20 protein-coding genes are annotated in these 26,329 nt (G+C 65.2%); 5 read left to right on the top strand and 15 right to left on the bottom strand.

The features are described 5' to 3' along the window. The first annotated feature begins 158 nt into the window (after positions 1–158). Entirely contained in the window at positions 159–437 is a 279-nt protein-coding gene (locus R3P93_RS23130; RefSeq protein WP_317534216.1) for a hypothetical protein, read from the top strand. Positions 438–534: 97 nt separating this feature from the next. On the opposite strand, the gene R3P93_RS23135 is transcribed toward R3P93_RS23130, so the two are convergent. The 8 genes from R3P93_RS23135 to R3P93_RS23170 form a co-directional block, all read right to left on the bottom strand. Beyond that, positions 535–885: a hypothetical protein gene (locus R3P93_RS23135; protein WP_317534217.1), complete on the bottom strand. Its 351-nt coding sequence runs from the start codon at positions 883–885 to the stop codon at positions 535–537. Continuing rightward, a complete protein-coding gene (locus R3P93_RS23140; protein ID WP_317534218.1) occupies positions 882–1,829 on the bottom strand; it encodes a hypothetical protein in 948 nt (315 codons plus the stop codon). The genes R3P93_RS23135 and R3P93_RS23140 overlap by 4 nt, the downstream gene beginning before the upstream one ends. A gap of 118 nt (positions 1,830–1,947) precedes the next feature. Then, the gene (locus R3P93_RS23145) at positions 1,948–2,382 is read right to left on the bottom strand and encodes a hypothetical protein (RefSeq protein WP_317534219.1); all 435 of its coding nucleotides are present in this window, start codon (positions 2,380–2,382) and stop codon (positions 1,948–1,950) included. Positions 2,383–2,571: 189 nt separating this feature from the next. Beyond that, the gene (locus R3P93_RS23150; protein ID WP_317534220.1) at positions 2,572–3,057 is read right to left on the bottom strand and encodes a hypothetical protein; all 486 of its coding nucleotides are present in this window, start codon (positions 3,055–3,057) and stop codon (positions 2,572–2,574) included. Positions 3,058–3,337: 280 nt separating this feature from the next. After that, on the bottom strand, positions 3,338–3,673 hold the full coding sequence (locus R3P93_RS23155; RefSeq protein ID WP_317534221.1) for a hypothetical protein: 336 nt from the start codon (positions 3,671–3,673) through the stop codon (positions 3,338–3,340). Positions 3,674–3,784: 111 nt separating this feature from the next. Further along, entirely contained in the window at positions 3,785–4,339 is a 555-nt protein-coding gene (locus tag R3P93_RS23160) for a PHD finger domain-containing protein (protein ID WP_317534222.1), read from the bottom strand. Between the two features lie 2 nt (positions 4,340–4,341). Then, complete coding sequence (locus tag R3P93_RS23165) at positions 4,342–5,160, bottom strand: hypothetical protein (RefSeq protein WP_317534223.1); 819 nt, start codon at positions 5,158–5,160, stop codon at positions 4,342–4,344. Beyond that, complete coding sequence (locus R3P93_RS23170) at positions 5,157–5,537, bottom strand: hypothetical protein (RefSeq protein ID WP_317534224.1); 381 nt, start codon at positions 5,535–5,537, stop codon at positions 5,157–5,159. Before R3P93_RS23170 ends, R3P93_RS23165 begins: the two co-directional genes overlap by 4 nt. 200 nt (positions 5,538–5,737) lie before the next feature. Between R3P93_RS23170 and mobF the strand changes: the two genes are divergently transcribed. From mobF to R3P93_RS23185, 3 genes are all read left to right on the top strand, one after another. Beyond that, positions 5,738–11,920, top strand: coding sequence for a MobF family relaxase (gene mobF / locus R3P93_RS23175; RefSeq protein ID WP_317534225.1), 6,183 nt, complete (start codon positions 5,738–5,740; stop codon positions 11,918–11,920). Positions 11,921–12,005: 85 nt separating this feature from the next. Continuing rightward, positions 12,006–12,851 (top strand): hypothetical protein, encoded by an 846-nt coding sequence (locus R3P93_RS23180; protein WP_317534226.1) that lies wholly within the window; start codon positions 12,006–12,008, stop codon positions 12,849–12,851. A gap of 167 nt (positions 12,852–13,018) precedes the next feature. Further along, positions 13,019–13,408 (top strand): hypothetical protein, encoded by a 390-nt coding sequence (locus R3P93_RS23185; RefSeq protein WP_317534227.1) that lies wholly within the window; start codon positions 13,019–13,021, stop codon positions 13,406–13,408. 60 nt (positions 13,409–13,468) lie between these two features. On the opposite strand, the gene R3P93_RS24665 is transcribed toward R3P93_RS23185, so the two are convergent. Beyond that, positions 13,469–14,155, bottom strand: a complete 687-nt coding sequence (locus tag R3P93_RS24665) for a DUF2510 domain-containing protein (protein WP_394855351.1) — start codon at positions 14,153–14,155, stop codon at positions 13,469–13,471. 413 nt (positions 14,156–14,568) lie between these two features. On the opposite strand from R3P93_RS24665, the gene R3P93_RS23190 reads away from it, so the two are divergent. Next, positions 14,569–15,171, top strand: coding sequence for a DUF4190 domain-containing protein (locus tag R3P93_RS23190; RefSeq protein WP_317534228.1), 603 nt, complete (start codon positions 14,569–14,571; stop codon positions 15,169–15,171). A gap of 68 nt (positions 15,172–15,239) precedes the next feature. Here R3P93_RS23190 and R3P93_RS23195 read toward each other — a convergent pair whose 3' ends face one another. The 6 genes from R3P93_RS23195 to R3P93_RS23220 all read right to left on the bottom strand — a co-directional run bounded on the left by R3P93_RS23195 (position 15,240) and on the right by R3P93_RS23220 (position 26,014). Beyond that, complete coding sequence (locus R3P93_RS23195; protein WP_449619218.1) at positions 15,240–21,059, bottom strand: helicase-related protein; 5,820 nt, start codon at positions 21,057–21,059, stop codon at positions 15,240–15,242. A gap of 353 nt (positions 21,060–21,412) precedes the next feature. Beyond that, a complete protein-coding gene (locus R3P93_RS23200; protein WP_317534229.1) occupies positions 21,413–22,027 on the bottom strand; it encodes a hypothetical protein in 615 nt (204 codons plus the stop codon). A 245-nt stretch (positions 22,028–22,272) separates the two neighbouring features. Beyond that, entirely contained in the window at positions 22,273–22,737 is a 465-nt protein-coding gene (locus R3P93_RS23205) for a DUF4913 domain-containing protein (RefSeq protein WP_052053473.1), read from the bottom strand. Further along, on the bottom strand, positions 22,734–24,623 hold the full coding sequence (locus R3P93_RS23210; RefSeq protein ID WP_317534230.1) for a type IV secretory system conjugative DNA transfer family protein: 1,890 nt from the start codon (positions 24,621–24,623) through the stop codon (positions 22,734–22,736). Before R3P93_RS23210 ends, R3P93_RS23205 begins: the two co-directional genes overlap by 4 nt. Beyond that, positions 24,617–25,279: a TraI DNA relaxase gene (locus R3P93_RS23215; protein WP_317534231.1), complete on the bottom strand. Its 663-nt coding sequence runs from the start codon at positions 25,277–25,279 to the stop codon at positions 24,617–24,619. The genes R3P93_RS23210 and R3P93_RS23215 overlap by 7 nt, the downstream gene beginning before the upstream one ends. Positions 25,280–25,537: 258 nt before the next feature. Beyond that, positions 25,538–26,014, bottom strand: a complete 477-nt coding sequence (locus R3P93_RS23220) for a hypothetical protein (protein WP_317534232.1) — start codon at positions 26,012–26,014, stop codon at positions 25,538–25,540. Between the last annotated feature and the right edge of the window lie 315 nt (positions 26,015–26,329).

Here is a 26,329-nt window from a genome sequence, read left to right on the forward strand (position 1 = left end):
AGCTCACGTGCAAACAAAGCCGACACGCCGACGCTCACATGACGTCGAAGACGCCTGGAGGTGGGGTGAGGATAAGAGTACCTGTTCGATCACCTCGTGGAGCACGGACGCGCTCAACGCGCACTGTGGCAGAGGCTCAACACGTTTCGGGCAGGGCAGTGACCCTCGACAGTCCCCTCACCCGCACCGGACCCCGTAACGAACGAGACACCCGCAGTGTCGACTCCCACGGGCACGAGGTGGAGTCCCCGATCGGGGCGTACCTGTGGTGGTGCGGACACGTCGGAGCCGACGCCCACGACCTCGATGCGCTGCAGGAGTGGGACTACCTCCACGCCGACGAGACCACCGACGCCGAACGCCGCACCCTGACCGCGTGGGCACTGGCGACCGGCATCTTCGGCGCACCCGGCACCGCGCCGCACCCGCAGCGCTGACCGCGCGCCCAACCCGGCCCGAACGACAAAGGCACCCACAGCGGCTGTGTGGGTGCCTTTCTCGCGTGTACGGCCGAGCTGAGTCGGACGAGCGGTGTCAGTGGCGATCGCCGATCCGGACCTCGTCGCCGAAGTCGATGTCGTAGTCGGCCAGATACGGCGCATCGTGGTCACCGCTGGATGTGTATCGCGGGTAGAGGCCCTTCTGCGCTTCGGTCTGAAGAACGACCACGCGTACCCGGCCGGGCGTGATGTCGATTTCGCGGAGTACGCCGGTCATCGGTTCGCTCCACAGCACCGCCTCGAACGCCAGGACCGCGCCGAGGTCGCCGCCGTCGAGCCGGAACGCAGGCTTACCGTCGCCGACCGCGTCGGCGCGCTGCGGGGCCCGAGGTAGTCGGTGCCGCCCTTCCCTGCTCTGCGGTGGGAGCTGGTGGTCAGTGGTCACCCGAGACCGTGATCGGCCGACCGCGATATCGCCGCTGTGTGTGTCGGGGCAGGGGCGGTGTGCAGCGTGGACGAGGTGGCCTGTGCAGCTCTGGACGAGCGTCCAGTCGGGGGAGTGACCAACCCGCGCGGACGTGTCGAGGAGCGTTCGACGTCCGCTGCGTGCGCCATCGACGGCGTCGATACCGACGCGGACACAGCTGCGGTGTTGTCCGGGCGGCCGGCCGGCCTCGATCGAGCTCGTAGCTCGTCGAGGTCGGCGGCGAGTGCGGTGATGTGTTCGGCGTCGGCGACCGGGTCGAGGACGGAGAGGTTCGCCCGCAGGTTCCGCACCTGCACGGACCGCTCGGCGGCTATGCGGTCGGTGTCGGAGACGTCCGCTGAGTGGGTGACCCGCAGCACCGTCTCGTTGCGCATCGGCTCGATAGTGCCGCCGAGATCTGCCGCGAGCTGCTCGGCGATGCGGTGCGCATCCTGCGGTGTGTACGCGCCGACGTCGGTGCGCGAGTTCGGGATCGGGCCGGGCCGGGTGGAGTACACCTCCACGTCGAGAACTGCGACGGCGTCGGGGCCGTCGACCGCCGAGTCGGGTAGCGGCGGTGTTGCTTCGACGATGGCGGCTACCGCCGCGGTGACGTTGCGTGGTGCGGGGATGACGGTGCGCAGGACACCGTTCTTGTAGTCCGGGAGTGCGGTGAGGTCGGCGGCGAGTTCGCCGGGGGTGCCGATGAACTGGACATCACGGCGTGAGGTTCCCTCGCCGACTGCGTCGATGACGACGGAGACGGTGTCGAACTCGTAGGTGTCTGCCAGTGCTGCTGCTTGGGTGAGTGCGAACTGTGCGGCAGAGCGGGAGGTGTAGAACGAGCCGCGTGCGTGCACGAAGCCTGGGTCGCCGTTGCGGTCGAGGGAGGCTACTTCGACGTTGAATCCGGGCTGGGTCATGTGTGTGGTCCTTTGACGTGATGGGGTGCGCCCGCACGCGAGATGTGTCGAGCGTGCAGGGGCGCACTGGGGATTCGCGACCGGTGCCGGTGCGCGGGTGGTGCGAGGGCAGCAGTGTTCAGTGCGCGGGTGCAGTCGAGGGCTGCGGTTCGGTCGATACGTCGGGTGCAGGCGACGAGGCGTCGTCATCGTGGTGTCGGTCCGGTGCCGCGGTGGTGTTCTCGGCACCGACTCGGCGGCGCGGCGTACCGCGACCGGTGGCGCGTTTCGCTGACGCCTTGGATGCCTTCTTGCCCACCGGTGTCGGGGCGGTCAGTCCACTTCCGGTGAGTTCGGCAACCGTCCACCCGGCGTCGATCGCTTCTTTGTACGCGGCGGCGTGTTCGGCGTTCGCGCGTTCGGCCGCGCGGGTTGCGTCGGCGACTTTCTCGCGCGCATCAGCGGATGCCTGGGCGGCGTCGAAGAGTGACTCGATGTATTTGGTGCGGTTCTCGATCGCGGCGCGTGCGCGCGCGATGGCGGTGTCTTTGTCGACAGCGGGAGAGACAGACATGGTGAGGGCCTTCCAGTTTCGGTGCGCGGAAATCCCCACCGGACAGGTACCGATCGCTCACAGAGCCACACAACCCACAGTGCGGTGAACGCAGTGCGGGGTGAATTGGTACGGGTGGGGCGCGCTCGAACGTGACCCTCATCGACGCTCGAACTTGCCACCAAGTCTAGAGCATCACCGCAAGCAATGTCAGTCCCGCAGCAGAGCGCGACGATCCCGTCTGTAGCTCGCGTATGTCGCCGCAACAACGGACGTCGCAGCAAGCACCAGTCCGACGAAGACCCAGACATAGCTGCTGTCGTTCGCATCAGTCGTACCACCGCCACCCATGGAACCGCCGAAGCGATTGAGTGCCACGACAAACAACGCTGAGTAGAGGACTAGGCCGCAGCCAACTATTACAGCTGCTGGGTTGTTGAGGAACCGAGCCCAGACAATCTGAAGCCACGTCGAGTCGACAGACACTGTTGACCGTTCGAGCCGCTTCAGCTCGAGCTCGATCGACTTTTCTATGGTCCCGCTGGGGTCGGCGCTAGGGCCTAAGGCTGCTTGAATCTCGATCAGCGCCTTCAACTTCTCGTGTGGTGTTTTGCGTGCGGCACGCGATGCAACCCATCCGGAGAACAACCCGACGACCAACGGTATCGACGACTCGAAAATCTGCTCCCACCCCATAAGACAGATCCTGCCACAAACAGATGTCGGCCTCCGGAGAGCTCGAGCTACCGGACGAGATCAGCGCAGCGCATCTTCCAGATCTTTAGCTGGGTGAGCGGCACAGCGGCGTCAACGACTCTGTACCGGTGTCGCGGTGCAGTCGTGCAGCCGCAGTCCGGTGCGGCGCACGGAATCTGTGCACGAGTGCTGTTGCAGAGGATGCACAGCGCCATTGCGCCGACGTCACCCTGCACGAGTGCGGTGCATGCAAAGCGCCAGTTGCGGGCGTGCCGCACGGTCAGTAGTAGTCGTTGTCGTACTGGTTGCGGTAGTACCCGCGACGGGCCCTGCGGTCATCGACTCCGCTGGCACCGCCGAGCGCGAACAGGGGAACCATGAACAGCATCACCGCGATGAACGCACCGATCACCGCAATGAACGCGCCGAACACGACAGCGAGAACGACGAGGTACGCGCCGACACCGATAACGGTGAGAATGTTCGCCACGAAACCCTTCCATCCAGGGTCGTTCTCGCCGAGATACCGCACGTACCAAATCAGGAATCCGGCACCGGCGACAGCGAGCAGGGGGAGCGGTCCGACGTCGTCGGTGAAGAGCGAGGAGAGCGTCATCTCGTAAGTCCTTTTCGTTGAGGACTGCTCTCACCGGTGCGGTGCAGCGGCCCGAAGCCTTGATGGATCTATCTCTACCGGTCGCCACCGACAACGTTGTCGGTGGTCGTGTCAGAACAGTGTTGGTGGTGCTTGTGCGTCGAAGCTGTATCCGGCGAGGGCGGCGCGCAGTCGGTCGGCGTCGTAGCCGTCGCGGAGTGCATCGCGGATCGCCACGGCTCGTCCGTATCGTCCGCGTGGATCGCCGCCTGCGGGTGTCGGTCCGATGTGGCGTCCGGTTGCAACGGCGTGTGCAAGGTTCGTCGATTGGGTGCCGCGTTTGAGGTGGCCGTCATCGACTCGCACACAAAGGGTTTCGTCGCAGTCGTGCTCGCCGACGATCCCGTCTCCGAGGTCGCCGTGCGCGAGCAACAGTGCGAACCGGTGCGCCGACAACGTTCGTGGTGTGTCGCCGTCGGTGAAGGTGAAGCGGCCGTAGCCGTCCGGACAGCTGACGGCCGATCGCCACAGCCAGCACGTCGGAGTGATGACCACTTTCGTCCAGAACCGTGCCACGGTCTTGGCGGTCAACGGTCCCTGCAACGGACGCCACGACCGACGAACCGACCTCTCCGGTTCGACGACGGTGTCCCCGCCGAACAGTGCCAGTTGCGTCGTCGCGGTCACGGTCAGCGTCCCGATACGTGGTGACCGTCGGCGAGGTGTCGACGCCGCGCGTTCCGCAGCACAACGAACGCAACGGAGGACGCGTCGGCAAAGGTCGATGTCGTATTCGATCCTCCGGCCGCGAGTTGGATCGTCGGGGCGTGGAAGTCACGAAAACGCGCGTCGGGAACGGACGGTTGCGCGGGTTTCTCGTGTCCGCCGAATCGGATGGCAGCTCGCTCCATGAACCCTCGGGTGTCGCGGAAGGAGATCGCGGGCAGCCACATTCTGGACCACTGGACCGCCGACGCGTAGGCGAGGTCGGCGTTGATCATCACCGTTCCCAGGTGTGCCGATTGCAGCAGAGACAGCACCGACGGTGTGACGCCGAGTTGGTGTCCGATAGCGGTGCCGAACAAGTCGGTTGCGGTCGCGATGCCGATCTTGTCCGACACGCGGATGCGTGCGTTGTCGGTGTAGACCGCGTACGTCCCGTGACTGTCGAAGTCAGGTTCGAGCCACACCAGCGCCGCGCTGCGTTGCACGACCGACGCGGGTTCGGCGATCGCAGTGCCGGTCGCGGCGGCGACAGGTGATGCGAGGCACGGGTGCAGCAGCGCGACCCAGTCGGCGGCGGATTGGCGCTGCGGGCCGAGTGTGAACTCGGCGTCCAGGCGTGCCGCGGTGTGCACGCGTACCCGGCCGGTGTCGTCGAGATGGATATGCGGAACGGTGCCGTCGCTGCTCCAGGCGAGCACGTTCGGATCCGTGTCCGGTGCGTGGGGAGCGGGGTAGCCCGCGTCGGTCAATGCCGCCACCAGTTCGTCGGTGTAGACGCTCATCTGTGTTCTCCGTTCGTGTCGTCGGCAGGTGCCGCGACGGTGTCCGGCGACGAGCCGGTGCCGGTGTCGGCGGTGTGGGAGTCGTCCGAGGGATCGGTGTCGGCGGTGTCGGTGAGCAGGGCCAGGAGTTTGCGTGCTTCCCCGGTCGTGATCTGGGTCAGTGTCGCGGCGGCGGCGAGTGTTCCTTCACGGGCACGGATGTCGTCGAGCGCCCGGGCCATCGCGAGTTTCGCGGCGTCGATCTGCTCGGCGGCGGTGAAGAACGCCGTCAACGACGCCATGTTCGCTGCGTCCCGGCGCTGACGATCCGCGAGCACCTTCTGTTGCGCCGCACGCGCCCGAGCACGCGCAGTCATCCGAGCCTGTGTCGACGCCATGCGGCCAACCATAGCCCCAGACCCCGACAATCTCACAGATCCTGACACAACCTCCCGCCACATCACAGATCCACCACCACCGAAACCACAGTTCGTCCAGCCAATTCCACCGCCACCATTTACCGATCCAAAGCCAAAACCAACCCACAGACCTCATGCATTTAGGCTGCTTTGCGGATCTCACTGGTAGGATCCGGTCCATGATGGGTCTGCACAAGCTCACTGCGGGGGACGGGTATACGTACCTGACCAGGCAGGTTGCAGCGGCGGATTCCACCGAACGAGGGGCCGCATCACTGGCCGAGTACTACTCCGAAAAAGGGGAGTCACCGGGCCGGTGGACCGGGTCCGGTCTCGCCGAGCTGAACACGATCGGTGCGGGGGAGCACGTTTCCGAGGCGCACATGAAGGCGCTGTTCGGTGACGGCCTGCACCCCGAGGCCGACACGATGTACGCCGAGAAGTTCGCGGCCGAGCTCGCTGTCGGTGCGTCGACGAAGAACGCCGAGCGGGCAGCGTCGGCCGCGATCAAGCTCGGACGTGCGTTCAAGATCGACAACGGAGCGTCGGACTATCGGGTCGCGTGCGCGAAGGCGTTCGTCGAGCACAATCTCGCGGCCCGCGCGAAATGGAACGCACCGATCGAAGCCGAATCGCGCGCGACGATCCGCACCCGCGTCGCGCGCGAGATGTTCGAGCGCGAGTACGGACGTGCCCCGGCCGACGAGCGTGAACTGTCCGGGTGGGTCGCCAAATCGGGGCGGCAGAACACCAAAGCCGTCGCCGGGTTCGACCTCACGTTCACTCCGGTCAAGTCGGTGTCGGCGCTGTGGGCGGTTGCGCCGCGGGAGATCTCGCAGGAGATCGAAGCAGCACACGACGCCGCGATCGCAGCAGCACTCGAGTACCTCGAAGAGCACGCCTGCTTCACCCGTCTCGGCAACGGCGGTATCGCGCAAGTCGACGCGAACGGATTGATCGCCGCAGCGTTCACCCACCGCGATTCGCGCGCCGGGGATCCGAACCTGCACACCCACGTCGCGATCTCGAACAAGGTTTCCACGACCCTGCCGGACGGGACGACGAAGTGGCTCGCGCTCGACGGGGCCGCGTTGTACCGCAACAACGTTCCCGCCTCCGAGGTCTACAACACCGCCCTCGAAGCGCAACTGCGTGAACGCATCGGAGTCGACTTCGCCGAACGGCCGAGCGAGGACAGGTCGAAGCGGCCCGTCCGTGAAATCGTCGGCCTGGACACCCGTCTGGCGGAGCGTTGGTCCTCCCGTAACGCCGCCATCGTCGTGCGCACCGCCGAACTCGCACGCGAGTTCCAGGCCGAGCATCACCGCGAACCGACCGCCATCGAAGCGATACGGCTCGCGCAGCGCGCGACACTGGAAACCCGGCAGGCCAAACACGAACCGCGCTCCCACGCCGAGCAACGAGGAGGGTGGCGCGCCGAGGCGATCGACGTACTCGGATCACCGAAGGCACTGTCGAAAATGGTCGCCGAGGTGACCGGCAAGAAGCGCACCCGGGCGAGCGTGGACGTCGACGACCCGCGCTGGATCGACTACACCGCCGCCGACGTCGTCGAGGTCGTCTCCCGAGCCCGTTCGCGCTACCAACGGCACAACATTCGCGCCGAAGCGATCCGCCAGGTCCGCACCGCGAATCCGCCGGCCGATCGCATCACCGACCTCGTCGAAGCGATCACCGACCGCGCGTGCAGCACCGACCTCGCCGTCATTCTCGGCGACGAACTCGGAGACGACGTCGCCGCAGACATCGCCCCGAATGTGATGCGTCGACGCGACGGCCGCGACGTGCACACCCGCCACGAAACAACCTTGTTCACCACCACTGCCGTCCTCGACGCAGAGACGCGCATCGTCGCCCTTGCACAGCGCAACGACGGTGTTGCAGTGGCCGACGAGCATGTGGAGATGGCGCTGCTCGAGTCCGCGGCGAACGGCCGCGAACTCAACGCCGGACAGCGCTCACTGGTGCGCGCAATGGCCACCTCCGGTGCGAAACTTCAGCTCGCACTCGCACCCGCCGGAACCGGCAAGACCACCGCTATGACCGCACTGACACGGTCGTGGCAGAACGCAGGCGGGCACGTCGTCGGGTTCGCACCGACCGCTGCCGCTGCCGCAGTCCTGCGTCAAGATATCTTGACGACTACCGATACGTTGGCGAAGTTCGTCGACATCACCAAGCGTCTACGCAACGGCGATCCGGTGTCCGTTCCCGAGTGGTACACCAACATCGGCGAGGACACGCTCGTCATCGTCGACGAAGCCGGAATGACCGGAACCCTCGACCTCGACGACGCCGTCACCGCCCTCGCCGAACGCGGAGCAACGGTGCGATTGATCGGCGACGATCAACAGCTCGCGTCCGTCGCATCCGGCGGTGTCCTGCGCGACATCCACGACCGCGTCGGTGCGCTCACCCTCTCGCAGGTGGTGCGCTTCCGCGACAAAGCAACGGGCGCGGCCGAAGGCGCAGCATCACTCGCACTGCGTGACGGCGACGACGCTGCGATCGGCTTCTACATCGACCACTCGAGGTTGCACGTCGGCTCGATCGCCACCGTCACCGACGACGCCTACAGCGCGTGGAGTACCGACCGCGCCGCCGGCAAGGACGCACTGCTGCTCGCACCGACCCGTGAGCTCGTCGCCGAACTCAACACCCGCGCCCGCACCGACCGCCTCGCCGCCACCGACGCGAAGGTCGGACGTGAAGCCGTCCTCGCCGACGGCCTCCGCGCGAGCGTCGGGGACATCGTCCGCACCCGTTCCAACGATCGCCGCAACCCGCTCTCGCAGACCGACTGGGTCCGCAACGGTGACCGCTGGACCGTCGAGAAAGTCGGCCGTGACGGATCATTGGTGGTCCGGCACCTCGAACTCGGACGCACCGTCACCCTGGCTGCCGACTACGTCCAGTCCGCGACTGAACTCGGCTACGCCGGAACGGTTCACTCCGCGCAAGGGTCGACCGCTGACACCTGCCACGTCGTGGCCACCGGCGACGAAACCCGACAGCTCGCCTACGTCGCACTCACCCGCGGGCGACTGAACAACCACATGTATCTCGCGACTGCCTCCGACGGCGACCTGCACACCGCGATGACCGAACGCGGAATGCTCCCCCCGACCGCCGTCGACGACTTCCGGGCGATCCTGCGCCGCGACGGAGCGCAGGTCTCCGCGCACTCCACCCTCACTGCCGCCGACGACCCGCACGTCAACCTGGCACCGGCCGCGAACGCCTACGACTACTCCGTCGCCACCGCCTGCGAAGTCCTCGCCGGACCCACAGTGATGGCCGCGATCGACACCGCCGCCGACACTGCGATCGCCGGCCTCACCGACGACGCCGCGTGGCCGGTCCTGCGCGGACACCTCGCGATCCTCGCCGCGCACGGACGCGACCCGGTCGACGCACTGAACACCGCAATCACCGAACGCGAAATCGGTAGCGCGTTCGACCGGGCCGCAGTCCTGGACTGGCGGCTCGACGCCACCGGACGCCACTCCGCAGCGCGGGGACCGTTGCCGTGGCTGCCCGCCATCCCCGAGGTATTGCGCAAAGAACCGGAGTGGGCGAGCTACCTCGACGCCCGCGCCGACGCCATCACCGGTCATCGAGACCGCATCGCCGCCGACGTCGCCACGTGGACACCGACAACGGCACCGGTCTGGGCGCGCGCACTGCTCACCGGCGAACCCGACCTCGACCTGCTCACCGACCTCGCGGTGTTCCGCGCCGCGCACGACGTCGACCCCGCCGACCGCCGCCCGACCGGACCCGAGCAATACGCGGCCGGATCGGTGAAAGCGCAACGCCGCCTCGACACCCGCGCCGAGACGATCATCGGCACCACCAACGACGCCGTGAAGCGGTGGCGTCCGTTCGTCGACGAACTCGATACCCACATCGCCCGCGATCCGTACTTCCCGATCCTCGCCGACCGACTCTCCGCCGCTGCCCGCGCCGGAATCGACGTCCACACCCTCGTCCGCGACTCCCTCGCCACCTCGCCGCTGCCCGACGAGCTGCCCGCTGCCGCACTGTGGTGGCGACTGTCCGGTGAACTCTCCGCCGCCGCCCTCGACACCGACACCGACACCGATGGCTCGGTCCTCGCACCATCCTGGGCACTGGTACTGACCGAACTCCTCGGCTACACCGCCGCCGTGCGCGTCATGTCCGATCCGGCATGGCCCTCGCTCGTCGCGACCGTCGATGCCGCCGACCCGACACTGTGGACACCGGGCCAGTTGCTCGGGACCGCGTACGAGTTCCTGCACGGCGGCATCGACCCCGTCGATCACGGCGTCACCCTGCCCGCCCACGAACTCGCCACCGCGCTGACGTGGCGGGCCGAGATGCTGGTGCGCGAGAACCACCTCGCCCGCACCTACACCCCACCCACCGTCGAACCACTGTCGGTCGAGGACGAAGAAGTCCTTGCCCCACTCGACGAGACGATCGGCGACACCACCGCCGACGTGCTGCCGGCCGAGTTCGCCGATCCGGACAACCTCCCGGCACCGGTCAACGCGCCCACAGCAGCAGTCGACGCAGCCGCGCCGACAATCCCGCTGGGCAGTGACTCCGACTACCTCGCCTCCCTCGACGCACTCGACGCCCCGGTCGACTACGACCAAGCGCCGCCGCCGGAGCACGACAGCGGGTACGACGAGTACACCGGTGCCGACGTCGTCGAGTCCGGTGCAGACGATGCCGAAGCCGACGTGTGGGAGGCACTGCGCTCGCAAATCGAGACGATCGAGCTGCCGTACCCGACGGTCACCACCGACGAACGAGTCCGCCTGCTCACCGCAGATCTCGACGACGCAAAGGTCAAGTACCGACAGCTACGTGCTCGGATTTCCGACGGCACCAGCCCCGCACAGTTCCATGCCCGCACGATGCTCGCCGAGCTACAGCAGCGAGCCGACCGGCAACGCCCCGCCCGGATCGCGATGCTCGACGCCCGCCAGGACTGGATGGACACCGAATTCGAGGCCGAAGCGCTCTGGCATCACATCGACACCGTCATCCGTCCCGCAGTCGCCGCCGACATCGCGGCCGCCGGCGGCGACGACGATGCCCGCGCTTTCGCTCAACGCGGTCTCGACTGGGAGATCTGGCGTGCCGAATTCGTCGACGGCACCGCCACCGCCGCACGCACCCGGGCGCACGAAGCCGCCGCTGAATACGAGCGCGTCACCGCCGCAGATGGGGGAGAAGTCACCGCCGTCGACGTCACCACCGCCCGCCTGGCGGCCGAGAGCATCGACCTCGCCGCCCTTGCCGAGCTCAAAACCGAGGTCGACCGCACCGAAGCGATGCTGTGGCGGGCCGAACAGGCAGCGAAACGTGCCGCGATAAACGGCACCCCGACTACGTCAACGAGGGTGCAGCCTTCCGTCGAGGCCGCCGACGCGCCAGCAGCAGTCTCCGCCGTGACCGAGCAGCGCGAGCAGGAAACACTTGCTCCGACAGAGCTGTCGATGAAAGAGGCTACCGAGAGTGCCCCTGATCCTCAGCTGGTGCTCTCGCAGGCCGATGCAGCTCTGCTCGAGATGATGGAGCAGGACCCGATCAGGCTCGTCCCGGACTCCGCGCTAACCGCGTTCGTCGACCGCGCCGGACGCGGACGCACTGAACCCACCGTCGTCACGGACACCGAGAAGCTGTATGCCCGACTCGACGAGCAAGCCGCCGCGATTGCCGCAGCCCGCGAGCTCGACAGCGAACTGCGTCGGATCAGTGCGCAACACGAGGCTGCACGCAGCGAATACACGTCGTTCACCGAGCAGCTGTCGACCACAAGGCGGCGCGAACGCAAATCCCTCGAACCCGCAGTCGCCGACGCGCGGCTACGGACGGAGCGCCTCGAACGTCAGGTTCGCGACGCTCAACGGGCAGCCCGCGATGCTGCAGGACGTGTCCAGGCAGAGACGGACCAATGGCCGGCGATTGTTCAGCGCGCCGCGGATCCCGACCGCCGCTCCGCCGACCTCGCCGCCGCTGTCGTATTCGACAGCGCCATCGCAGAACGGGGACGGCGTCTGCGGTCGGTCACGTTGGCCGGCAATCGCCATGCCGCCGAGCAACGTGTCCGCGCCGCCGCCGGTACAGACCGCGCCGTGCAGGTTCGAGCAATCACGGGTGTCACTGATAGCCGTGCCGAGGAAGTCGTGACCGTCGATCCGGAAGCGCAGCGAAACATCGCGCGCCTGCTCGCAGACGCACCCGGACCGGAAGGAGAGCGTCGGCCAAATCCGGACACGTATTCGGTGCAGCCGTCCGATCTTGTGGTGCACGAGCATGGATACGACAACGATCGCGGGATTTAGCTTGTTCGTGTCAGCGCGAGACCCTTGAGGTGGGTGAGCGGGTGATTCTTCTGTGGTGTCGGTGTTTCCCCGGTACTTTTCGATGATGGCTCAGTTCACCAGCGATCCGGATCGGACCCGTCATCGGATCGCAGAACTCGACGAGTATCTGACGAGTTCGGTCTACGGTGCGCACGGCTTCGTATGTGCTTCTGGGGCGAGCTGCAGCAGCGCGGCATCGAAGCGGAGCGCCGACTTTTACGAGGGACAGCTATCTCACGTTGGGCTCCATTACGACATGTACGAAGACGGCAATCCTCTTCGGGTGCTTGTGTTGGGCATGGAAATGGGGCGTCCGGATCGACACATATCGTTGGAGACGCGTCGCAGGCAGCAAGACGAAGCGATTGGGATGGCATTCAGTACCCGCCACCCGCACATGCTCGGCACGACAAGTGCGCTTCGTGCTGCGTTCGGTCGCGGACTAGGTAACGACCGCGCAGGTGAGCTGCTGCCTCTGACAAACGACCCTGAGCCACAGCACGTCATGCAGTGCTATGCCCTCGTGAACAAACGCCTGTGCTCCGCTGTTCGTCCCGTTGACTCGTCCAAGGGCCGCCGGTTTCAGGCCGAGAAAGTACCAGCGATGGACCGGGCTTGTCTGCCGCATCTCGCCGCAACAGTTCGGATACTCGAGCCGACCCTGGTTATTTTGCAGAGCAGGGCACTTCGAACGCTGATCAACCCACACGTCAAGGCCGCTGAGCGAATCGACCCGGTGAACGAATGGCTGGAGTACGCCGAGTTCGCCGGCGTGGAGACCGTGATCGCCAACTTCAGTCACCCCGCAGCGCACTTCCCCTACAACTGGGGAAGCTCGCACCGGAACGTGTACGCGATGGACATCGTCGAGCCGACATTGAAGACTGCGAGAGACTTCGTTCTGCGGTAGGTACTGCTCTTTTGAGTTTCCCGACTCGCACGCCAGCCTCAGCGCTACGTGCCGATATCGCTACTTTCGAGGTCGGGTTGTAGCACGAAAAAGTCTGGGGCAGAGGGGATTGGGGTCGGGCATTCGGAGGATACCGGCCCTGGACGGAACGAAATATCCTCGCCGACATGACAAAACTGAAGAACGTGATGAGGGCCGGCACCGTCGCCGCGGCTGCTGCGATTGCTCTTGTGGCACTACCGGCGGGGGCGTCTGCAGGTACCTATAGCAATAGCTATTCCGGTTCTGAGGCAAGTACAGATGCCGTGGCGTTGACATACAGCGCGGGCCATGCCAGTTCCGTTCTCCGTTTGAACGTGAACGGGTCTGCGACCGAAGAAGGGTTCGGCATCAACATGTACGACCGCAATGGGGCGCGTGTCTACAGTGCCGGTGTGCGAGGTACCACGACCGTGGTCGGAGCCGTCGATCAGTACTTTTCGATCGGGGGCAATGTCACGCGCGTTGTCGTCGACCCGTACGCCTGGTGGGCACAGGTTAAGTGGAGTCGTGCCTGACCTCGCTCTGACTGGACCGGGGATGCGGTTGACCGAGACCGCGTCTTCTGGTGGCGGCCGCTAGTCGCGGACCTGTATCTCGAATCCGAACTTCTCCAGAGGGTAAAGAACGGACCTGCTGCCGGGGATTTCTCGGGGCAGAGCGAACAGCACTGTATTGCCGTCCGACGTCGCCAACGTTGCGTAGCTTCCCTTTCGAAGTAGATCTTGTTCGAGCTTGAACTGAGAGTCGTACGAGCCGATGTACACCATCGGACCACTCGCTCGGCCAGCGATTGCAATGACCTTCGATCGACACTGCGCGGTTCCGTCAGCTGAGTTCGGAAGGCTTTGGTAGGCACCGCCATCGTCGAAGGTACCGGGAGCGCAGATAGCAGAAAACCAGTCATCGCTGGACGATTGGACGGCAGGCGCGCTCGTCGTGGTGTCAGAGGCCGTTGAGTCCTCTTGCTCGTCGTTGCCGGTCACCGTCCACACGACGACACCTGCGATGATCGCGACGATCGCAAGCCCGACAGCTACTGCAATGCGCGTTCTTGCCGTCTTGTTCGCCGAGGCGGCTGGCGACTGCTGTACTGACGCGGGTCGAGTAGCACCGGTCCAAGCCTGACCGTCCCACCATCGTTCGGTACTGCCGTCGGAGGGATCTGGGTGCCAGCCTTCTGGTACGCCAGCACCAGCGGTCGAGTCGCTCCTACCTGAGTCGTTCAACGAGTTCCCATCGAAGTTGCTGTTCTGCGCTGTCACCGCTTAGTCGCTCGAACTATGTAATTGCGTTACGCAGGTCGATGGACCCGATCGAGACAGAAGAGCATCGTGCGCACCCTCTCGGCCTCGCTCGGCCCCGGACGTCGCAAAGCCACACGCGAGCAATGCATCCGAAACAACGACTCGACTCTGTGGTCGATGAACGTCACCACGAGAGCGATCGCCGACTGGATGCGAGTGAAACAGGGTCTTTGTGGCGTCATTCAAATGACTGACGACGAGACTGGGCGCAAACAGGCGTGTCCGGGTATAGCAGAATGCCCAGAATGTCTGAACATCACTATTCTCACCCACCTACGTCGGCGAATGCGGACGCAGAGGCGACACCCCGTCGGATCGGTCCGCAGCTCGGGTTGACCTGCCTGGCAGTAGGACTGGGTAATTTTCTCTCCGTGCTTGTTACGGTCTCGGTGTATATCGCACTCGACAGTCCGTCCGCCGGAATGACTGTGCTCGCTCTGGTCGGCGTCCTCGTCGCGGCAGGTTTTGGAGCAATCGTGTTCACCGCCTATCGTCGTTCCACGGCGATCGCGTGGTGGCATCTCCTCGGGCTAGGGTTCGGTGTCGGAATGCTGCTGAATTCGCTTGCCCGAGTCTCGGATGGCGGCAACCCGATGTCGGTAGTTGCGGGCATCATCAACTTCATTTCTCTGTTACTGATAGTCGGTGGCGGGATACTCGCAGCTGTTCAAATCGCTCGGAAGCCCGCGGCTTTTCCGGGCGGTCCTCTGACCGCGCCGGTGGTCGGGTACACCGCGGACGGGCAGCCCGTCTATGGATCACACCTGCAAGGCCGATCCACCAATACGTTTGCAGTTTTGGCGTTGGTGTTCGGGATTATCGGCGGTCTGCTCGGTGTCGTCTTCGGACACATTGCGCTGAGTCAGATCAAGCGCACCGGAGAAGGCGGACACGGGCTGGCCGTTGCCGGACTCGCGCTGGGATACATCTACGTTGTGTTCTGGTTCCTACTGATCGTGGTCGCCAGCATCTGACACCGTCCTGATCGGATCGATGACCCGTCAAGATATCTTGACGGGTCATCGATGGTCGAATGGCAGTCTCAAATGCCGAGGTCGCGCCCGTTGTCGGTTTCATTGCCTGACTCCGGACCCTCGCGCTCGGTGCTCTTCCACGGCTTGGCCGTTCCCGAATCATCGTCCACTGCACGGAGGAAGTTGCCGGGCCGGGTCGATGTATCGCCTGATGCCAGCGGCCCGTTTGCCCCTGCGCTCTGCGCGGCGGCAAGCTGAGCAGCAATAGCTTTGTCGTGCATCATCGCTCGTACATCGTCGGCGCTGCCCATGCCGAGGTCCTCGACGAGTGCGGGGGTGGGGTTGAGCATGAGTGACCACTTGGGCTCGCGGCCTTTCGCTGCGGCGCGTTCGGCACGTGCAGCATCGCGGGCGAGGGCTTCGGGGCTGGTCTCGGCCTCCTTGATTTCCCGTCGTAGACGAGCAACTTCGTTCGAGAGGTCCTTGAGCTGAACGGCTTTCGGGAAGTCCGAGAGCTCGACGAGTTCGAGGTCGTCGAGGCGTTGTTCGTCTCGATCGAGTGAGCGTTCGGCCTTGGCCAGGTCGGTGTCGACGGTGTAGGCCATGTTCTCCACCCGCGTGAGCAAGCCGAATGCGTGCTGGCTGCGGTCACTGTCTCCGATCTTCGGGTGCAGGTCGCGGGCTTCGATCACTTTCGTCGACGACCCGAGTCCGGAGAACGAGAGATACAGCGCACTGTCCTGGGCGGGACGGGAGGCCTCGATCGGGAATCCGCTCATCTCCGCGATGAGCACTGTCTTGGTCAATCCTTCGCCTTTGAGCGAGTGATAGGTGCCTTGCAGCGCCGAGGCCATCGAATTCGCGGCGTCGCTGCGTTTGTAGTAGAACACGCCGCGGATGGTCATGCCGGGCCACTGGTCGACCTCGCGCCGGCCTTTGAGGACTGGTGCTGCTTCGGTCAATTGGGCAACCCTCTGACGTGCTCTTGGTACTTCGCGGCGCAGCCGGTCGCGGTCACGCTCGATCGAGCGTTGCTCGGCGAAATGCGAATCCGCCTCGGACTGGAGCTCCTGGAGCTGGGAGTCGAGTTCGATCTGCTGGATGTACCGATCGTCGCCGGTGGCGAGGGCCTTGGTCATGGCCGAGTTCTCGGCGAGCGAGTCGCTGTCGAGGTCGACCACGCGGCGCATCGAGCGATCTGCTTTCTTGAGCTGTTCGATGAAATGGGCCTTGCGGTGCACTGTCTGCCACATGACGGTGTCGAAGGTCTTCTCGGCGACGTAGTTGAACACCTTGACATGCGCGTTCTGGTTGCCCTGCCGGATGATTCGGCCCTCACGCTGTTCGAGGTCGGCTGGTCGCCACGGCACGTCGACGTGATGCAATGCGATCGCGCGATCCTGAATGTTGGTGCCGGTGCCCATCTTCTCGGTGGACCCGAACACCACCGATACCTTTCCGGTGCGGCACATCTCGAACAGGCGGGCCTTCTCCGACGGCTTCGGGTAGTCGTGGACGTAGGCGATCTGCGCGGGCTCCATCCCGCCGGCGAGCAACTCGTCGCGGATCCCGTCGTAGATCGACCACGACCCGTCGGCTTTCGGGGTGGATCGGTCGCAGAACACGATCTGCAACGCACCCGGTGTCGGGTGGGGTTCACCGGAGGAATCGAGGTAGGTGTTCTCGTTGGAGTCGTTGTGCACGTCCAGGATTCGCTGCGCGACGATGTGCGCACGTGAATGCTCCGGCGGTGCCGGATCGAGGTGCGCGACCCTGGGGTCGAGGGTGGCGTTGCGGCCGTCGTTGGCGACCTTGAGTGCATTGTCGATATCCGGGCGTTTGGCGTCGGCATGATCAGCGCGATACCCGAGGTCGGCGATGAAGTCCTGCACTTCCAGCGCCGGGGTGAACGTGACGTCGGTGTTGCGTCCACCGTCCTTGACGGGCAGGTTCGCCGGCACCTGATCACGGGTGACCGCGTCGGTGTAGACGCTGGTCATCCCGATGAGATCACCGACGTTGGTGAATTCCCCGACCCGAGTCACTGCCCGCAGTCTCGATCCGGACGAATTGAGCTCGACCCGTTCGACGGTGTCGGTGAATGTTGCTCCCCAGTCGTTGATCTGGGCGACCCCGGCGTCCTCGAGCAGATCCGGACGCAGGTAGTGCTGCATCACCCACAGCTCGGCGAGGGAGTTCGCAACCGGGGTGCCGGTGGCGAACGTGGCCACGCGTTCGACGTACTCCTCCGGCGGGATGCCTTTGGTGATCGCTTCCTCGCGGCGCATCGACCGCAGATAGTTCAGCTTGAGGTCCATGTCGGTGGCCCGGTGCGAGCCTTCGTTGGCGAGCTCGGTGACCCCGGATGCGCGGGCGAGGTTTTTGAACTCGTGCGCTTCGTCGACGAAGAGGTAGTCGCAGCCCGACGCTTCGAACGTCAGCCCTCGGTCCTTCCCTGCCTGTTCGAGCGCGGTTTCGAGTTTTTCTTCGAGCCTGGTCTTCATCGCTTCGAGTCGTTTGATGGTCAGATCCGACGTCGCGTCGACCAGCGCTGCATCGAGGTCGGCGACTTGGGTGCGGATGTATTCGGCTTTGGTGCCGGGATCGACCCCGATCGAGGAGAACGCCGACCGCGGGACGATGACCATGTCCCAGTCCTGCGAGGCCGACTGTGCGACGAGCAATCGGCGCCCTTCGGCATCGGTGGCCGCCGATCCGGACAGGATTCGCGCGCCGGGATACCACTGACCCGCTTCGCGCACGACCTGGTCGATGATGTGGTTGGGCACCACCACCCACGGCTTGTCGGCCAGCCCGAGGCGCTTGAGCTCCATCGCACCCATGAGGATGGTGCCGGTCTTGCCGGCCCCGACGACGTGATCGAGCAGCACCGTCGGCTCGGAGACGATCCGCGCGGCGGCGTCGCGTTGATACGGGTACGGCGAGTACTTCTCACCCAGGCCCGGGAAGGCCATGTGCGCGCCCGAATGAACCGGCGCAACAAGGGAATTGAACGTGTCGTTGTAGATGTCGAGGAGCTGTTCGCGGCGCACCTCGTCGGCGTGCATTGCCCACTGCCCGAACTCCTGGGCCAGACGTCGCGCCTTCGATTGGGCGGCGCGGGTCGCGGCATCGTGCACCGTCGGCGCGCCGGCACTCTCGCGGAACTCTTTGGAGCTGGTGATCTCGATCGGGTCGCTGTTGAGCAGATCGGTGAGCATCGCGGGCCAGCCGTAGTCCCCGGCGCGCATACCGGCGTTGCCGATACCGCGGTCTCCGGCGGGCCGGTGCTCGAAGTTGTATTTCGTCGACCATGATCCGCGTTTGGGCACCAGACCCCACTTGAGGTCCTGTTCACCTGCACCCGGATAGTGATCGACCGCCACGGTCCATCGCCCCGATGCCCGCTCGATGGTGACCGGAACATCTGCCGGTACCTCGAAGGTCTCGCGGACGAACTGGGTGTAGGTCTCGATCGGCACCCACGGAGCACCGAGAGCGACATCGACATCGGTCTTGCGCGGCGGGATGACCGCGGTCAAGGCGTCGACGTTGGCTTGGTAGCGGGGATCGAGGGCGGCGATCTCTTCGGCGTCGGCGAGCTTGGTGCGGACATTGCCCGACAGATAGCTCGACGCCGACACCCACCGTGTCGGATTGGTCAACGTGCGGAAAGCGCGTCCTTCCATCTGCGTCTCGGCCTGCTCGACGGTCGTTCCGAGCAGCTCGGCGATCCGCCCGACATCGAGACGGGCTTGCTCGTCGAGGCTGATGGCCATCGCCTCGTCGACCGTCTCGGCGTGGCTGCGCAGCTCACGCGAATGCAGCACGTCGGTGTGGAAGATCGCCGCCTTGCGGGCGGTCATGGTCTCTTCGTCGAAGTGCTCGAGGGAGAGCACCGCAGCGAACGTCGGATCGGTGCGTAGCGCCTTGCCGAGGTGGCTCTGCAGCTTGGTGGGCTGGCGCGGGTTGATCCACGCATCGTCGGACAGTCGGGCGTAGACGTCCTCGGGAACCTCACCGGCGTACGGGTCGCCGGCGACCCCTTCGTCCTTGCGCCAGGTCTCGATCGACTTCGCCAGAGCGGCGTCGTGCTGGGTTTCGGTGAGGTCCTTGGGTGTTGTCATGGTAAACCGGTTGATCGGGCCGTAGCGGGCGACGTAGGCGTCGTATTGCTCACCGAGGATCTCCCGCAAGGCCTGCCGCTGACTGGGGTCGGTGGGGCCGCGTTGCGCGTCGATGAGGGCGTGGGTGGTGTCGCGGAGCGCGAGCAGCTCACCCCATTCGGCGACCTGCTTGGCTCCGCGAGTGTTCACCGCCTCCCAATCGCGGGAGTTCCAGCGTTCGATGGTCGCCATCTGCGCGTCGTGCCGCAGCGTTCCCACCGCGAGCTCGTCCTCGGCCGGTCCGTTCCCGATCGCCAGCAGTCCGCGCTCGAAGTCCTCTCGGGTGGGGCCGAGGGTGTCGCGCCACGATGCGGTGAGCCCGAGCCCGTCGGCCTTCGCGACATCGACGATCGCGGTGAGCCGATCCTCGACCAGGGAAGCGAGGTCGACGTCGCTGTCGGTGGCGTCGACGGACAGCGACTCGTTGCCGTACTGGCCGTGCCCGACCCGTAGCTCACCGAGCACCCACTCGGGGTGGTCGGTGTAGACGGCATTGATCGGCACACCCTTGTCCTCGCCGGCATCGTCGAGAGCGGTGGCGTTCTCGAGCTGCAGGAATCGCTCGGTCAGCGGCGCAGGCTTCACCCCGTCGGCGCGGCGACGCAACACGAGAATGTCGGTGACGACCTCCGTCCCGGCGACACGGCGGAAAGCGTTGGACGGCAACCTCACTGCCCCGACGAGGTCGCCGAGGGCGGCGATGTCGCGGCGGGCCCGCTGGTTCTGGGCGTCGAGGGTGAAGCGGGAGGTCAGGACGGTGACGTACCCGCCGGGTGCCGTCATCGCCAACGATTTGACGATGAAGTGGTTGTGGATCGAGTGCTTGGCCTGGTTGTGGACCGGGTCGTAGAGCCGATAGTCACCGAACGGGACGTTGCCGATCGCCGCGGTGAACGACGACGCCGGAGCGGTGGTCTTCTCGAATCCCTCGGCGCGGATCTGCGCCGACGGATTCAACGCCGCGGCGATCGCGGCAGTGGTGGCGTCGAGCTCCACCCCGACCATCTGCGCCGAGCCGGGGGAGTGGGCGATGAATGTGCCCGACCCGCACCCCGGTTCGAGAACGCGGCCGCCGGTGAACCCGGCCCGGATCGTCGCCTTCCACATCGCCGCAGCGATGGCCGGGTCGGTGTAGTGAGCGTTGAGGATGGTCCGCTGCGCCTGCGCCCACGCTGAGTCGTCCAGCAACGAACGGATCTGCTCGCGTTCGGCCGCCCAATCGTCGCGGCGCGGGTCGAAGACCTGTGGAGTTGCACCCCAACTCGACCAGCGGGCCAGTACTGCTTGCTCGTCGGCGGTGGCATAGCGATCCTGCGCGGTCACAGCGGCCAGCACGCGCAGGGCCTCGATGTTCGCTGCCACACGGGCTTTCGCTCCGGACGGAACCAGGACCTGCGTGCCGGGCCGGAAGTCCACGGGCTCGACGTTCCACAGGCGCTCGGCGACCGTCTGCGTGTCGACCGCCATCCCTTCGGCGGTATCCGGCACCGCTGTCGCCGCCGCAGGCTCGGGTGTCGGTTCGACTGTGGAGGAGTCGATCTCGACTGCGGTTGGGGGAGCGCTCCGCGTGGGGAGGAGTTGATCGACGCGGCGACCGTCGACGGCGATCAGGTGCCGACTCTGGTTGCCGTAGCTCACCGCCGCAGCGTGATCGGCGGGCCCGAGAGTCTTCTGATTCTCTTCCGGAATCAGCGACACATCGCCCGCGCGCCGCAGCTCCATCAGCGCATCGGTGACCTGCTCGGCGGTCAGCGTCCCGTCGAGGTCGGCGCGGATCCGCGCCAACCGCACGTACGCCTCGTCCTCGCGGGCGAGCCGGCCGTAGGCGTCGCGTACCAGCTCCGTCGCCGACGGCGGCAATGCCGGGCCGTCGACGGCAGTACCCGTGACGACCTCCGGTGCGGGCCGGAGCTCGCGCCCCTGTCGGGATGCGGCGTCGGCGGCAAGAATCTCGGGATCGACCGGGGACGGGAGCGGTGTGCCGCCGACATCGACGGCAGCGGGGTCGATCGGTGCGGCCCCGTCGGCGTCGAACGAGAACAGATCGAGCTGGGCGTCGGACTCGCTGCGGCGGTTTACTTTCCGCTTGCCGCGTGCTCGGCCACCCTCTCGTCGAGCAGGCTCGTGAACGACGGATACAGCGGGTGCTCGGTCGACGTCGGGTAGGGCTGGTCGTCCTCCATCCTCGCCGCCAGCAGGTGCACCGCGTAGTACTGGAACCGACTCGGCTTGTCCTTCCACAACAGCCGCATCAGCCGCCGAGTCGACTCGATCGGGTCCTCGCAGTTCAGCGGGTTGCGCCACCGCTCCGGATCGCTCTTGTGAACCTGAATCCGCGCCCGATCCCGCTCGGCTTCGGCTTCCGGGCTCTCCTGATCCGGCGGGTAGGCCTCCATCTCCTTCGGGAGCTGGCCGTAGATCTCCTCGTTGATCACGAAGTCCGTCGCCTGCGCCCACGCCTGGTTGATCAACCCGACTTTCTCCATGTAGGGGGGCGGTTGGCCGTTGTCGCGCATGTAGTTCCGCAGAACTTGGTCCTGCATGTGGATCTTCATGTTGTCGATCCGCTCCGCGATCCGCTCGCTCTCGCTCTCGAGGAACGCCTGCTGATCGGTCGGGCTCAACTCCGGCGGCAGCCCCTGGTGCTGGAGGTAGAGCTTCATGATGTCCTGCGTTATCGGGTCGATCATGGGTGTCACTGTCCTCTGTCTCGGCGAACAAATCGAGTTGGAAATCGTCGGAATCTTTGGCCACAGCGTGCGCTCCTGGAGTCGGGCGAGAGGTGTATGCGACCCGCGCAACCCGAGACCGGGTGGGGGTCGTTAACGTCGTCGTCGGCTGGAGGCGCAATCTCCGGCCACAAAGGGCCCTGGTGGGTCATGCAGGACCCACCAGGGCTTCTGGCTGTTTCGGGTCAGGGGTTGTGTCAGGTTTTTCAGCCGGTGAGCTCGTCGAACCAGCCGGCCGGGGCCTGCACCAGGTTCAGCCGAATCGGCGGCGTCTTCTGATGAGAGTCGCGACTGCACAGGTACATCGGGCCGTGCTCGGCGTCGAGCATCGTGCGCAGTTGCGGATCCGCGTGATGAACCCACCACCCCGACATCGCGGCCCCATCCTCGGCTGCGGACGCTGCCTCCCATGCCGTCCACAGTGCGTGCAGACGCACCACGACCTCGGGATGCTCGAACCAGCGTGGGCAGAACACCCGGTTCTTCCCGGTCGACGACGAGAGCTTGCGGGCCACGATTGCCGACAGCCACGTCTCGAACCAGGTATCGAAGCTCGGGAACTTCGTCGACGCAGCCTTCTCGGGATCCGGATCGGAGTTGTCGTCGTGGTCGCCGGGGAAGTTCTCGTCGGGGAAGTCGTCGTCGGGGTGGAAGTCGTCGTCAGCGGTCACAGGAACGGCTCCTCGTCGATCTCGCCCGTGGTGTCGAGCGCTGCCCGTTCGACCCGGAGTTGGGTTTTCTCGGGGATTCCGTACAGGGCGAGCGATGCCTCGATCGCATCGGCGTTGGGTCCGTTGGACCAGTCGATCTTCTGCACCAGCACGGGCCGGTTTCCGGAGATCTGCACCAGGGCGCGGTCTTTCGGCATCGACGCGAGGTCGTCGACAGTCAGGATCGCTTCCTTCGACCAGGACTGAGACTTCGAGGATGACCCGCTGTCAAACATCCCGCCACTGCGGGAGGTCGACCAGCGTTCGACGTCGTGATCACCGACCAGAGCCGACAGATCGGTGAGAGTGGTCTTGTCCTTGAGTCCACCGCCGTACCAGAAGAAGTTCGCGGCATCGAGGAGCTGCTTGACTCCGTCCTGGCCCCAGACTTTCTGGGCTTGCGAGAGGTTCTGCACGACCGTCATCACGCAGATGCCCTGCGAGCCGAGGTGGGAGTACCACGCGGGAAGCTCGGGCAGGCGGCAGACGTTCGCGGCTTCGTCGAGAACGCCGAGCATCGGCACCGGCAGTCGGCCGCGCGGACTCAACCGAGCAGTGCGTTGGGCGGCGTCGATGATCGACCCGATCAGCGCCGTGGTCAGTGCTGACGACGAGTCGGGGCCTTCCTTCGACAGTGCGTAGAGGGTGTCACGGCTGGTGACGAACTCCTCGACGACGAACTCGTCCATCGAATGCGGGTACCGCACACCGCTGCCGATCTTGGTGTCCGGTGCCCCGTCGATAGAGAGATCGACCCGGTTGGGCGGCAGGACCGACATCGCGTAGGTCTTCTCTTCCAGCAACCCGATGAACCGGCGCGCCATGTCGTACAGGCCATCTCGCTGACGGGGGTTGAGTTCTCGCACCGACTTCAGTCGTAGGGCGACGATGTCGTGCCCTGCGGCTTGCAGCAGCCGTTGGGGGAGTTCGTTCTCCTCCTCGGACAGCCATCCGTAGACGTGCAGCAAATCCCCACCGCCGCAGGACGCAGCGAACATCATCTGCGCCAACAACTCCTGCGCCCCACCGTCGAAGTAAGCATCGACTCGCGCCGAATCATCACGCGACGCTGCAGCGAAGTAGGAGGCGAGTTTGCGTGCAGCGACGATCGAGGTGACTCCGCGTAGTGGGTTCCACCAGAACCCATCGCCACCGGTGCGGGGGCCTTCGGCGATACCTTGCAGGTCGTAGCGCCACACCGAGCCGAGCTGCTCACGCACCCCGCGAGTGAAGTCGTGACCGTCCCGCTTGTTCGAGGTGAACAAGGCAGCGCCCGGTGCCGTGCACAGGGCATCGACGGCCAGTGCGCGGGTCTTACCCGTGCGAGGCCCTGCGAGAGCGAACAGCATGTCCTCCCACGACATGAACACCTTCCGATCACCCTGCACGGTACGACCGACGGCTACACCGATGTCGGCGTCGGTCAGGGTGTCCGCGCCTGCGAGATCCGGGCGCAGCATTCTCGCGCGGTCACGGGCCTGTTTGCCGGTCACTCCGCTCAGTTTCGAGGTCGACCCCATCAGGCGGGCCTTGGCATCGACGTCGTTCTTGCCGCCGCGTGATGCCGTGGCGGCCGCGCCGACGCCGGCGAGACCGGAGCCGATGATCACCGCCATCACGAAGATCACTGTCGACACGGTCGGCCACGTCAGCTTCCCGCCGGCCACGGAGAACAGGGCCTGAAACGGGTTCCCGGGGATCGACTCACCGGTGTCGGTGAACGCGTGCCCGAGCCAGAGCGATCCGTATCCGAGGGCGATCAGCACGATCACCAGCGTTATCGCGATCAACGGGAACATCGAGGACTGCGTGCCGGCACCCTTGGCGGTCGGCCTTTTGGTCACCATGCGTCCACACCACCCTCGACGGCCGCGTCGACGCCGCGGTCGATCTCGATGATCTGCGCGACCCGGTCGGTGATGTCGACGACCGAACCCGACGAGCGATCCTGGCGCGGTGTCTCCCGCAGAAGGTCGACCAGCCTCAGGGGTTCGACGTCGGCGGAGGTCGAGGACACGTCGAGGGTGTGTTCGGCAATGTCGTCGAAGTCAAGGCCATCGAGCTCGGCGGGCAACTCCAGGACGTCCAGCGACAGACCAGGACGGAGCACCGCGTCGTCGATACCGTTGTCGACCAACCGTTCCCGCCATGCATCCTCGTGCACAGCCGTCCGGTTGACGGTGGCGTCCGCCCACTCCTGCTGAACGGGATCGGTGAAGGTCTGTGCGGCGATCAGCTCGTGCGCGACACCGGACGCGGCGAGATACGCCGCCGCCCGGACCAACGACACGTCGGTGTCGAGCATCCCGAACGCGCGACTGTCACTGCGCGGCTCGTACGAGTGGGAGCGGCTGCGGATCTCCTCGCGGCGCACGTGCGCCCGATCGGACAGGCTGCGGCGTCGAGCGGCAGCCAGGGTGGCGCGACGACCACGTTCGTAGGCGGCGGCAGCGATCTGTGAGCGGCGCTGCAGCTCGGCCGTCGAGACAGAGCGAGTGTTCATCGACGTTCACCACCGTCGATGGTGAACGAGATGTGGTCAGTGCTGAGGGAGAGCGAGTGAGGAATCGACATGGAGGGCCTTCACTGGGAGCGTCGGCCAGCCCACAACACAATCGCACCGACACCCGAAAGAGGTGCGGTGCAGCGCTGTTGCTGGATGGACGCTCGACCGTGACCCTCATCGACGGTCGAACAGCCTAACCATAACGCATGACGCGGGTTTGTCGCAGCCTTCGGCCTCCGTATGGCTCGGGAAATGTCAGTAGACTCCGCGCACCTCGGTGAGGTGCCGTTTGAGCGCTTCGAGCTTCATGACATCGGTCTGCAGCTTGGCGAACGCCCCGTGCAGAGTCTTTGCGTTTTCGCGGTCGTACGAATGGAAAAGTGATGCGCCGCGAAGGTCATCCCCGAGCGGGCCATCCAGATCTTGTTGGGCCTCGTTGACGTCGAAACGAATCGCCTCGACCTCCGTCTCGAGGGTGCGCACCCTTCGGTCGACGACTCCAAGCTGGTCGGTGTAGAGCTTGAGGACCAGCTGCTCGACCTGCGTCCAGCTCGGAGCATGAGCAACGTGCATGTAGATGTGTCCGCGCCGCGATCTGACGACCCCGTCGACCAGAGCGCGAGCAGCAACCAGTTCCTGCAAAACCTGTACCCGGACACCGCACTCTTTCGCAGCGGACGACAAGGTGACGTACTCCGGGTTCTCGCGTGGGTCGACTTCATCGCTCGGCATGGGCAAGAGCGTACGCAGTGGCCCAGACGAATTCAGATTTCGCGTATGTGCGTGCGCTTCTGCGTGAATGTATTCAAGATTATCGGCCCGATTTATGCTATAATAAATAGATTGAGTTAGTAATTCTAAAGGGTTTTAGACTTTGTATTTATCACTCAAAATAAATTAGGAGGATTTCATTGAATAATGACTCGAGAAAAAAAGAGTAAGAGTTCTAAAGCGTTGACAGTGCTGTACAAAATCGGCATGTTCGTATGCAGTGCAGTGAATGCAATTGCGAACATAACCGAACACTTCGGCTAACCGGAAGCGCTC

Origin of the sequence: Rhodococcus cerastii, assembly GCF_033042195.1 — a bacterium.
GTDB lineage: Bacteria > Actinomycetota > Actinomycetes > Mycobacteriales > Mycobacteriaceae > Rhodococcoides.